The following is an 11,664-nucleotide window of genomic DNA, read 5'->3' as shown; positions in this document are numbered from 1 at the left end:
GGAGCGCGCGGAACAACAACCTCACTATCGTGTGACGCTCCGCGTCGCATGCCGTTCTGGACGCTCTGCGTCCTCTCATCAAACATGCGGCACCGGGCTTCGGTAAAACCCGGTAACCAGACCTCTCGGCGATAAACCACACCAGCAACTAGCCTCATCGAGCCTATCCCTAAAGCAAGGATGCTTCGATGTTGCCTGCCTTACGCCTGATGACCTGCGCCTTTCTGACTCTGTTCACCACGCTCAGCCATGCCAGCCAGTGCCCTGAGTGGTCTGCCGCCACAGCAAATAGTGAAATCACTGCCTTGCAACAGCAAATAGCCAGCTGGGACGACAGCTACCACCGGCAAGGACTCTCGCAAATCCCCGACGAGCTTTATGACCAATCCCGGCAAAAGCTGAACGACTGGCGTTCGTGCTTTGCAGTGTCTACACCTCAGGCCAATCCGCTAAAAACCGCGACCGGCCCGCTGGCACACCCCGTCCCGCACACAGGTGTGAACAAGCTCGCGGACGAGAAAGACGTCAAAGCCTGGCTCAAAGGCAGAACCGATCTGTGGATTCAGCCCAAAGTCGATGGCGTGGCGGTCACGCTGGTCTACGACGAGGGCAGGCTGGTGCAGGCGATCAGTCGCGGTGACGGGACAAAAGGCCAGGACTGGACCCCACAGGCACAACTGATCAAAGCGATCCCTCAGCAGTTACCCCAGCCCGACTCGCTGACACTGCAGGGCGAACTCTATTGGCGACTGACCGACCACGTGCAGGCGGCGGCCGGCAGCGTCAACGCGCGCAGCAAGGTGGCGGGTATGCTGGCCAGGCAGAGCATAAGCCCGCAACAGGCCGACGCCATCGGCCTGTTCGTCTGGGACTGGCCAGACGGGCCTGCCGATATGGTTCAGCGACTCGCCGGCCTGCAAACCCTGGGTTTTAACGACAGTGTTGCGTACACGCACCCGCTGGAAAGCCACGCTCAGGCAGCAGATTGGCGCGAGCACTGGTATCGCAACCCTCTGCCGTTCGCCACAGATGGCGTGATCATGCGCCAGGGTCAACGACCACCGGCGCAGCGTTGGCAGGCCAGCGCGCCATACTGGATTGCTGCCTGGAAACATCCCTATGCCCAAGCGCTGGCGGAGGTGCGCAAGGTGCATTTCAACATCGGCCGCAGCGGCAAAATTACCCCGGTGCTGGAACTGACGCCGGTACGCCTCGATGATCGCAACGTCAGCCGTATCAGCGCAGGCTCGCTACCACGCTGGGAAAAACTCGACATAAGGCCGGGCGACCATATCGCCGTGAGCCTGGCCGGGTTGACCATCCCTCGGCTCGATGGCGTGGTCTCTCGCGCAACCGAGCGGGCTGAAATGAGCGTCCCGCACGCCAGTGACTATCATGACTTGAGCTGCTGGCAAGCCGCACCCGGCTGCGAAAGTCAGTTCCGCGCCAGGCTGGTGTGGCTCAGCGGCAAGAAGGGTTTAGCCTTGCCCGGCGTGGGTCCGGGGACCTGGGACAAGCTCATTGAAAGTGGCCACATTAGCGGCTTGCTCGATTGGATGACGCTGAATCATGCTGAGCTTGCTAACATTCCCGGCCTCGCCGAGCGCAGCAGCGCTAAACTGCTCGACAGCCTGCAAACAGCCCGTGAAAGGCCCTTCCAGACATGGCTCAAGGCCATTGGCCTGCCGCCTGCCGGGAATGCAAAGCTGCCTGACAACTGGCACGACCTGGCCGAACGCAGTGTCGCGCAATGGCAGGCAGAGCCGGGCATTGGTCCAGGGCGCGCGGCAAAACTCAGGGCATTTTTTCAGGACCCACACGTACAGGCACTAAGCCAGCAATTGCAGGCTCAGGGCATTTCAGGTTTTAAGTAGCGGACGTTCATTTTTTTTGTCCGTATTCAAACGGAGTTCATATGCAGTTTTTGTCACCGCTGATCCTTTTCACCAGTTGCACCCTGCTGGCAACCAGCTTGCTGGCCGCCGAACAGGCACCGCCACCTTCCGAGTGCCTGATCAAAAGTCAGCAAATCAGCAGCAAGATTCAGGATGCCAAAACCGAGGGCAACAAGGCCGAGCAAAGCGGGCTGGAAAAGGCGCTCACCGAGGTCAACGCCAACTGCACGGAAACCTCATTGCTCAAACAGCGCGAACAAAAGGTGCTGGACGCCAAACGTGAGGTCAGCCGTCGTCAGACCGAGCTGAACAAGGCCATGGACAAGGGTGATCCGGAGAAGATCAACAAGCGCAAAGACAAGCTGGCCGAGTCGCGCAAGGAACTGCAGGAAGCCCAGACTGACCTCGAAAAAGTCCAGCCAGACGATTGATCAAGGTTGCCAGGACGCGGCGCTTCGGCTGACCGAAAGCGCCGCAGCGTCTGTCAGGACACCGCCGGGAAAGCCGACACCCCGAACAGCGCAATAATCAGGCCCATGCCGGCCAGCCAGACCACCGAACGCAATGCCGCAAGGTCTGCCAGATAGAAAATGATGTAGAGCAGACGGCTGGTGATAAACAGCACCGCCAGCACGTCAATGGTGACCAACTGCGCATTGCCCGCGATGTGCGCAATGATCACCGCGGCAGCAAAGGCAGGGGTCACTTCAAAACTGTTGAGTTGCGCGGCGTGCGCGCGTCGCGGAAAACCCTCCAGCTTGTCGAGAAAGGCACGCGGATCATGGTTGTGTCCGCTGCCAAATTTGCCGCTGCCGAACTTGGCGATACCGGCACAGATAATCGGCAGCAATATCGCGACCAGCACGCACCAGAAAGCAACTGTCATACGTCCATCCTTATAAGTTCAGCTTCGATTGAAGCATGCCGGGCACACCCGGTTACAACCTTATGAACCATAGCTCAGCGAAAGGTTCTCGACGTGCGACCTATAACCGCACACTTAGACCCGTCTCGGGAAAATCAGGTTGAAGGTGGTGAACTGTCCTGGCTCGCTCTGCACCGTCACTTGCCCCTCATGCAGGCTCATGATGGAACGTACGATGGCCAGCCCCAACCCGGTACCGCCCTGCTGCCGGGCACGACTGACGTGCACGCGGTAAAAACGGTCGAACAGTCGCGGCAGGTGCTCGGCGTCGATACCGTCGCCCGCATTGCGCACGGCCAGCGAGACTTCATCCTCGTGCGTATCAAGGGTGATGGTAATGACACTGCCGGCCAGACCATGGCGAATGGCATTGGACAGCAGGTTTGAAATCGCCCGCTGGATCATCAGTTTGTCGCCCGACACCTTCGCAGCCCCGTGCACCTGCAGGGTGATGTCACGATCCTCGGCCGACGATGAAAACAGCTCGGCGACCTTCTCTGCCTCTTCCCCCAGATCGGTCACCTCAAGCGGCAGCGGCGCAGCGGGCTGACTCACGCTGGCAAGAAACAGCATCTGGCTGATCATGCGCGACATGCGCTCCAGTTCTTCGGTGCAGGACTCCAGCGCCTGTTTGTATTCTTCCGAAGGGCGCGGCCGGGACAGCGTGACCTGCGCCTTGCCCATCAGGTTGTTCATCGGCGAGCGCAATTCGTGCGCCAGGTCGTCGGAAAACTGCGCCAGTTGCTGCACATCGCCGTCCAGCCGGTGCAGCATGAAATTGACCGCATGGGCCAGGTCGCGCAGCTCATCAGGCAAGCCTTTTATTTTCATGCGATGCGACAGATCGCGGGCCGAGATCAGCGCGGTCACTTTACGAAACGCCCGCAACGGCCTGAGGGCACGACGCACCACCCACCAGACGCCAAAGCCGACCAGCAGCAGAATCAACGGCAGTATAAAGAATGTCGATTTCAGATAAGCGTGCAGCAGCGTGCTGTCGCTTTCCCGGTCCATCGACAGCCTGACCAGAATGTCCTGGCCGGTCTTGAGGCGTATTTCCCGATAACCCATCAGAATCTTGTGGCCGTGTACCGACTGCAACTCCTGAAACCCCTGGGGTATGTGGTCGTCCTCGGGGATAGGCAGGTTCCGGCCTTCCTCGTTACCGACCATCATCAATTGTTGGCGTGGCTTGCTCGAATCGAGCACCGTCAACGAGTAGCTGTCGTGGCCGACAATCTGGTCGCGCAGGGTGTGGGGGTATTGAACGATGTCTTCTATGGCGAGAAAACCCTCGCTCATACTGTGTTCGATCTGCGCGAACTTCTCGTTGAGGCTGTCTTCGGCACGCACATCGAGCTGCCGGGAAATAGCCATATAAGCCAGCATCTCCATCACCAGCACCAGGCAGGCAATCAGCGCAGTAACCGTCAGCCCCAGGCGCGTCGAGAGACGGGTCGGCGTCATTCGCGTACTTCCAGCACATAGCCCACGCCGCGCAGGGTGTGAATCAGCTTGGTCTCGAACGGATCATCGATCTTCGCCCGCAAGCGGCGGATCGACACTTCCACCACGTTGGTGTCGCAATCGAAGTTCATGTCCCAGACCAGCGAGATGATCTGGGTGCGCGACATGACCTCGCCGCTGTGGCGCATCAACAGGTGCAGCAGCGCGAACTCTTTGGTGGTCAGATCAATACGCTGCTTGCCGCGGAACGCCCGGTGCCGACCCTGATCGAGCTCCAGATCGCCGACCTGCAACACTTTGGCGGTGGTGGTCTGCTCGCTGCGGCGCATGAGGGTGCGAACCCGCGCCAGCAGCTCGGGAAATTCAAACGGCTTGACCAGATAGTCGTCTGCGCCCATTTCCAGGCCTTTGACCTTTTCTTCCAGACGCCCCCGTGCCGTGACCATCATGATGCGCGTATTGACGGTCTTTCTCAGGCGGCTCAGCACTTCCCAGCCGTCCATTTCCGGCAGGTTCACGTCCAGTATCACCACATCGTAAGCCTGATGCTGCGCGAGGTAGAGCCCATCGAGCCCGGTGGCAGCGATATCGACGACATAGCCACTCTCGGTCAGCCCCTGATGCATGTACTCGGCAGTTTTCGGCTCGTCCTCGACGACAAGGATTCGCATAAGTCAGGCTTCCTGTTTGATGAACGGATGATGACGATGCCGTGCAGTGTACTGAAAAGAAACGCTTATCTTGCTGGATAACAGAATCGTAATTTTCCGGCAATCCCTCTGATAACTCCCAATGCATAAAGTCACCCCAGCCAACTTCAGCGCCCAAGTGCCTGGTTGTTAATTTCTGCTTTGAGGGGTGATTCATGGGACTGCGCAACGATGTACGCGTGCAACGTACAGACCGCTTTGCAAGGTGCCCGGCATGAGAGTCGGCGCACTTTGCCTGTTGCTGTTACCGCTTGTTGCCCCCGGTGTGGCAAGTGCCCAGGGCATCAGCCTGCCGCAGGCACTGGAAGCGGCCTTTGCCCACAACCCGGAGCTTGCAGCCGCGCAGTGGGAAATCGGTGTTGCAGAGGGTGATCGCCAACAGGCCGGGCTGATCCCCAACCCGGTGCTGTCGTGGGAAGTGGAAGACACCCGCCGCGACACCAGCACCACCACCGTGATGCTCAGCCAGGCGCTGGAACTGGGCGGCAAACGTGGTGCGCGTATCGCAGCGGCTGGCAAGGGTCAGGACGCTGCCCGACTGGAGCTTGAACAGCGTGGCAACGAACTGCGCGCCGACGTGGTTCAGGCGTTTTATGCCGCCGCGCGGGCGCAGGCAGGTCTGGAGCTGGCGCGTCAATCCAGGGCACTGGCCGAGCGCGGCCTGCAAGTTGCCGAAGGGCGTGTGCGGGCGGGCAAGGTCTCGCCGGTTGAAGCCACCCGCGCGCAGGTGCAACTGGCAGAAACCGACTTGCTGGTACGCCGTGCCGAAACCCTGAAAATTAACAGCAACCGTGAACTGGCACGCGCCACCGGCTCGCCGACCGCCTCTTTCGAGCGCCTGGATTACACCGACCTGTCGCCGGGCAAATCGCCATCGAGTGCAAGGATGATGACCGCCCTCAATCAGTCCGCCGAGCTGCGCCTGGCCCAGACCCAGATCGAACAGCGCGAAGCCGCACTCGGCTCGGAACGCGCCAAGCGTATCCCGGACCTGACCGTCAGTGTCGGCAGCCAGTACAGCCGCGAAGAGCGCGAGCGGGTCAACGTTGTAGGCCTGTCGATGCCGCTGCCGTTGTTCGATCGCAATCAGGGCAATGTGCTCGCCGCCTCACGCCGTGCCGACCAGTCCCGTGACCTGCGCAATGCCGTCGAACTCAAGCTGCGCACCCAGACGCAATCGGCCCTCGATCAGTGGAGCACCGCCGCGCAGGAAGTCGAGTCATTCAACAAGGTCATCCTGCCTGCCGCGCAAAGCGCCGTTGACACCGCAACCCGTGGTTTCGAGATGGGCAAGTTCGGCTTCCTCGAAGTGCTGGATGCGCAACGCACATTGATTTCGGCCCGTAGCCAATACCTGGAATCACTGGCGACGGCCACCGAAGCGCGGGTCGCCATCGAGCGTATCCACGGTGATCTCAACCGGTTCAGCTTCACCCCCTGACTGTCTTTTTTCCGCCTACATCGAGCGTATCCAAAGGTGCTGCACGTACCTGATCGCCGGGAGCCTTCATGAATAACAAACGAAGCATTGCCATCGCACTGGCGGTGGTGGTCATCATTGGTCTGGGCAGTCTGACGGTGAACCAGCAGATGCTGCCCTTCGCCGCTGAAACCGACGCCTCGGGCAAAAAGCCTGCTGAGAAAGACCACGGCCATGAATCAGAGGACGCCAACGGCGAAGAAGACCACGCCGGCGACCCAAAAAAGCCGAGTACCGCAGCCGCAGAACAGCCCCATGAGGAAGAGGAAGAAGGACACATCGAACTGACCGCCGAGCAGATCAAGACGGCCGGCATCGAACTGGCCACCGCCGAGCCTCGGCAAATGAGCACCACCGTGACCTTCCCCGGCGAAATCCGCTTCGATGAAGACCGCACCGCGCATGTGGTGCCTCGGGTCAGCGGCGTGGTCGAGTCGGTCAAGGTCGATCTGGGCCAGGCTGTGAAAAAGGGTCAGGTACTGGCGGTGATCGCCAGCCAGCAGATCTCCGATCAACGCAGCGAACTGAATGCCGCACAGCGACGTCAGGAACTGGCGCGCCTGACCCTGCAACGCGAGAAGAAACTCTGGGAAGACAAGATCTCCGCCGAGCAGGATTACCTGCAAGCGCGCCAGGACTTTCAGGAAGCCGACATCAACCTCGCCAATGCCCGGCAGAAAATCAGCGCCATCGGTGCCAGCCTCAGCCCCTCCGCAGGCAATCGCTACGAGCTGATCGCGCCGTTTGACTCAATGGTCGTGGAGAAACACCTCGGCATCGGCGAAATGGTTAACGAAGCGAGCAATGCGTTCACCCTGTCGGATCTGTCCCGCGTGTGGGCGACCTTCGGCGTGGCGCCAAGGGATCTGGACAAGGTGGTGGTCGGTCGCCCGGTCATCGTCAGCGCGCCGGACCTGAATGCGCGGGTCGAAGGCAAGATCGGTTACGTCGGCAGCCTGCTGGGCGAACAGACCCGCGCCGCCGCCGTGCGCGTCACCCTTGCCAACCCGCAGGGCGCATGGCGTCCCGGCCTGTTCGTGTCGGTCGAGGTGGCTGCCGAGCAGTCCAGTGTCGCGGTCAGCGTGCCCGACTCCGCGATCCAGTCGATTGAAGAAAAACCGTCGGTTTTCGTGCGCAACGCTGAAGGGTTTCAACTGACGCCGGTGACGCTCGGCCGCCGCGATGGCGGTCATGTGGAAATCGTCAAAGGCCTGGCCGCCGGCACGCAAGTGGCCGCCGCTGGCAGCTTCATCCTCAAGTCGGAGCTGGGCAAAGGCTCCGCCGAGCACGCCCATTGATCTGCGTCACACGAGTGCACCCCCATGTTTGAACGGTTGATTCAATTCGCGATAGAACAGCGCATCGTCGTGATGCTCGCTGTGTTGCTCATGGCTGGGCTGGGCATTGCCAGTTACCAGAAACTGCCCATCGATGCCGTCCCCGACATCACCAACGTTCAGGTGCAGATCAACACCTCCGCGCCCGGCTTTTCACCGCTGGAGACCGAGCAGCGGGTTACCTTCGCCATCGAAACCAACATGGCCGGCCTGCCTGGCCTGCAACAGACCCGCTCGCTGTCGCGCTCGGGCCTGTCCCAGGTCACGGTGATTTTCGAAGACGGCACGGACCTGTTCTTTGCGCGCCAACTGGTGGGCGAGCGCCTGCAGATTGCCAAGGACCAGTTGCCCGAAGGCGTCGATGCCATGATGGGGCCGATTTCCACCGGCCTCGGCGAGATTTTTCTATGGACGGTCGAAGCCCGCGACGGCGCGCTGAAGGAAGACGGCACGCCTTACACGCCGACAGATTTGCGGGTGATCCAGGACTGGATCATCAAGCCGCAACTGCGCAACGTGCCGGGCGTGGCCGAGATCAACACCATCGGCGGTTTCGCCAAGCAATACCAGATAGCCCCCGACCCGAAAAAACTCGCGGCCTACAAGCTGACGCTGAACGACCTGGTGGCTGCGCTGGAGCGCAACAACGCCAACGTTGGCGCGGGTTACATCGAGCGCGGCGGCGAGCAACTGTTGATCCGCGCACCGGGCCAGCTCGGCACGGTGGATGACATCGCCAACATCGTCATCGCCAATGTGCAGGGCACGCCGATCAGGATCAGCAGCGTGGCCGAGGTCGGCATCGGTAAGGAAATGCGCTCCGGCGCCGCGACTGAAAACGGCCGGGAAGTGGTGCTCGGCACGGTGTTCATGCTGATCGGTGAAAACAGCCGTACCGTCTCGCAGGCCGTGGCGGCCAAGCTTGCCGACATCAACCGCACACTGCCCGAAGGCGTCGAGGCGGTCACGGTGTATGACCGCACCAACCTGGTCGAAAAAGCCATCGCGACGGTGAAAAAGAACCTGATCGAAGGCGCGATTCTGGTCATCGTGATTCTGTTTCTGTTCCTCGGCAACATCCGCGCCGCGCTGATCACCGCCATGGTCATTCCACTGGCCATGCTCTTCACCTTCACCGGCATGTTCACCAACAAGGTCAGCGCCAACCTGATGAGCCTGGGCGCACTGGACTTCGGCATCATTGTCGATGGCGCTGTGGTGATCGTCGAAAACGCCATCCGCAGGCTGGCACATGCCCAGAAGAAATACGGCCGCATGCTGACCCGCAGCGAGCGCTTCCACGAAGTGTTCGCCGCCGCCCGAGAAGCCCGTCGGCCGCTGATTTTCGGCCAGTTGATCATCATGGTCGTGTACCTGCCGATCTTTGCCCTTACCGGCGTGGAAGGCAAAATGTTCCACCCGATGGCCTTCACCGTGGTCATCGCCCTGCTCGGCGCAATGATCCTCTCGGTGACCTTCGTGCCAGCCGCCATCGCCATGTTCGTCACCGGCAAGGTCAAGGAAGAAGAAGGCTTGGTGATGCGCACCGCTCGCCAGCGCTATGCGCCGATCCTGAGCTGGGTGCTGGGCCATCGCGCCATCGCCTTCGGCATGGCCTTCGTGCTGATCGTGCTGTCCGGCTTCACCGCCAGCCGCATGGGCAGCGAGTTCATCCCAAGCCTCAGCGAAGGCGACTTTGCCTTGCAGGCGCTGCGCGTACCCGGCACCAGCCTGAGCCAGTCGGTGGACATGCAGCAGCGTCTGGAAAAAGCCATCATCGAAAAAGTGCCGGAAGTGCAGCGCGTCTTCGCCCGTACCGGCACCGCCGAGATCGCCGCCGACCCTATGCCACCCAACATCTCCGACAGTTACGTGATGCTCAAGCCGCAAAGCGAATGGCCGGACCCGGACAAATCCCGCGAAACGCTGATCGCCGACCTGCAAAAAGCCGCCGCCAGCGTGCCGGGCAGCAATTACGAGCTGTCGCAGCCGATTCAGCTGCGCTTCAACGAGCTGGTTTCGGGGGTGCGCAGTGACGTGGCGGTGAAAGTGTTCGGCGACGACATGAACGTGCTCAACCAGACCGCCGCCAAAATCGCCGCCACCCTGCAAAAAGTGCCGGGCGCGTCAGAAGTCAAAGTCGAACAGACCACCGGCCTGCCGGTACTGACCATCAACATCGACCGCGACAAGGCAGCGCGTTACGGCCTCAACGTGGCCGACGTGCAGGACGCCATCGCCATTGCGCTGGGCGGTCGTCAGGCGGGCACCTTGTATGAAGGTGATCGGCGCTTCGACATGGTGGTGCGCCTGTCCGAGCAACTGCGCACCGACGTGAACGGGCTGTCCAGCCTGCTCATTCCGGTGCCTGCGAGCGCGAGCAACCAGCAGATCAGCTTCATCGCCCTGTCCCAGGTCGCCAGCCTTGATCTGGTATTAGGCCCGAACCAGATCAGCCGCGAGAACGGCAAGCGCGTGGTGATCGTCAGCGCCAACGTGCGCGGTCGCGACCTTGGCTCGTTTGTCGAAGAAGCGGGCACCACCATCGACAGCGGCGTGCAAATCCCGGCGGGCTACTGGACCAACTGGGGCGGCCAGTTCGAGCAACTGCAATCGGCCGCCAAACGCCTGCAAATCGTCGTGCCGGTGGCACTGCTGCTGGTCCTCGCGCTGTTGTTCATGATGTTCAACAACCTCAAGGACGGCCTGCTGGTGTTCACCGGCATACCGTTCGCCCTCACCGGCGGCGTCATGGCCCTGTGGCTGCGCGACATACCCCTCTCGATCTCCGCAGGCGTGGGCTTTATCGCCCTGTCGGGTGTGGCCGTGCTGAACGGTTTGGTGATGATCTCTTTCATCCGCAGCCTGCGCGAAGAAGGCCGCTCGTTGCACGACGCCATCAACGAAGGCGCCCTCACCCGCCTGCGCCCGGTGCTGATGACCGCCCTCGTCGCCTCCCTGGGCTTCATCCCCATGGCCCTCGCCACCGGGACCGGCGCCGAAGTGCAACGGCCACTGGCAACGGTGGTGATTGGCGGGATTCTGTCGTCTACGGCGCTGACGTTGCTGGTGTTGCCGGCGTTGTATCAGTGGGCGCATCGGCGCGAGGAGGAGCAGGAAGAGGATGAGGTCAAGGCACTGAAATAGTATTTCAGGAAGGAAACATTAAACCGCGATTACTCCGGTTCAGACTCCACGAGCTTCTTGAGACTGATGTATAACGCTGAGCACTCCCATGCTGAGCGTTATACACAATTCTGCTTTTGATTCTGGCCGCAGACCGTGGGAGCAAGCTTGCTCGCGATCTGCCGGGCACCGGCAGCAAAACCGGTGCATACAGTACATCAGGCACAACCTGGGTAGCCTGTTTTGGGGCCGCTTCGCAGCCCATCGTAGCACTCGCAACCTCCTGAAACTCCTATGCCCTCCGGGCAGAAGCGCGCGCTATGTGCTTCTTGAGACTGATGCATAACGCTGAGGTTATACACAATTCTGCTTTGGATTCTGGCCGCTGGCCGTGGGAGCAAGCTTGCTCGCGATCTGCCGGGAACCGGCAGCAAAACCGGTGCATACAGTACATCAGGCACAACCGGGGTAGCCTGTTTTGGGGCTGCTTCGCAGCCCATCCTAGCCGTCGTAACCTCCTGAAACTCCTATGCCCTCCGGGCAGAAGCGTGTGACTGTCAACTGAGTTGGTGCAATCGGTATCGTCTGTAGCCCATGTCTTACGCCATTTATAGAAACGCATTACACATGCTGGCGAATAACCCAAGTAGACGCTGCAGCACTGAACGGTGATATTTCGACCCTTGAAGCAAGTTATCAACCCGTTGCCAAATGTGTTGGAATG

General features: G+C 60.7%; 8 protein-coding genes. 5 read left to right on the top strand and 3 right to left on the bottom strand.

Features of this window, described 5'->3' with window-relative positions; genetic code table 11:
• Positions 1–188 precede the first annotated feature (188 nt).
• Together ligB and DW49_RS0127000 are read left to right on the top strand one after the other, a co-directional pair.
• On the top strand, positions 189–1,874 hold the full coding sequence (gene ligB / locus DW49_RS0127005) for an NAD-dependent DNA ligase LigB (RefSeq protein WP_005613900.1): 1,686 nt from the start codon (positions 189–191) through the stop codon (positions 1,872–1,874).
• A 41-nt stretch (positions 1,875–1,915) separates the two neighbouring features.
• Positions 1,916–2,326 (top strand): DUF1090 domain-containing protein, encoded by a 411-nt coding sequence (locus tag DW49_RS0127000; RefSeq protein ID WP_005613899.1) that lies wholly within the window; start codon positions 1,916–1,918, stop codon positions 2,324–2,326.
• A gap of 53 nt (positions 2,327–2,379) precedes the next feature.
• Here the strand turns inward: DW49_RS0127000 and DW49_RS0126995 are convergent, their stop codons facing one another.
• From DW49_RS0126995 to DW49_RS0126985, 3 genes are all read right to left on the bottom strand, one after another.
• On the bottom strand, positions 2,380–2,781 hold the full coding sequence (locus DW49_RS0126995; RefSeq protein ID WP_003382364.1) for an MAPEG family protein: 402 nt from the start codon (positions 2,779–2,781) through the stop codon (positions 2,380–2,382).
• Between the two features lie 114 nt (positions 2,782–2,895).
• Complete coding sequence (locus DW49_RS0126990; protein ID WP_005613897.1) at positions 2,896–4,287, bottom strand: heavy metal sensor histidine kinase; 1,392 nt, start codon at positions 4,285–4,287, stop codon at positions 2,896–2,898.
• Positions 4,284–4,958, bottom strand: a complete 675-nt coding sequence (locus tag DW49_RS0126985) for a heavy metal response regulator transcription factor (RefSeq protein ID WP_003382360.1) — start codon at positions 4,956–4,958, stop codon at positions 4,284–4,286. The genes DW49_RS0126990 and DW49_RS0126985 overlap by 4 nt, the downstream gene beginning before the upstream one ends.
• 253 nt (positions 4,959–5,211) lie before the next feature.
• Between DW49_RS0126985 and DW49_RS0126980 the strand changes: the two genes are divergently transcribed.
• The 3 genes from DW49_RS0126980 (at position 5,212) to DW49_RS0126970 (ending at position 10,961) form a co-directional block, all read left to right on the top strand.
• Complete coding sequence (locus DW49_RS0126980) at positions 5,212–6,438, top strand: TolC family protein (protein ID WP_005613895.1); 1,227 nt, start codon at positions 5,212–5,214, stop codon at positions 6,436–6,438.
• Positions 6,439–6,506: 68 nt separating this feature from the next.
• A complete protein-coding gene (locus DW49_RS0126975) occupies positions 6,507–7,775 on the top strand; it encodes an efflux RND transporter periplasmic adaptor subunit (RefSeq protein WP_005613894.1) in 1,269 nt (422 codons plus the stop codon).
• Between the two features lie 24 nt (positions 7,776–7,799).
• Positions 7,800–10,961, top strand: coding sequence for a CusA/CzcA family heavy metal efflux RND transporter (locus DW49_RS0126970; protein ID WP_005613892.1), 3,162 nt, complete (start codon positions 7,800–7,802; stop codon positions 10,959–10,961).
• The last annotated feature ends 703 nt before the right edge of the window (positions 10,962–11,664 follow it).

The organism is Pseudomonas avellanae BPIC 631, assembly GCF_000444135.1.
GTDB classification, from domain to species: domain Bacteria; phylum Pseudomonadota; class Gammaproteobacteria; order Pseudomonadales; family Pseudomonadaceae; genus Aquipseudomonas; species Aquipseudomonas avellanae.
Note: the sequence above shows the minus strand (reverse complement) of the source record. Positions and strands in the feature narration are given on the sequence as shown.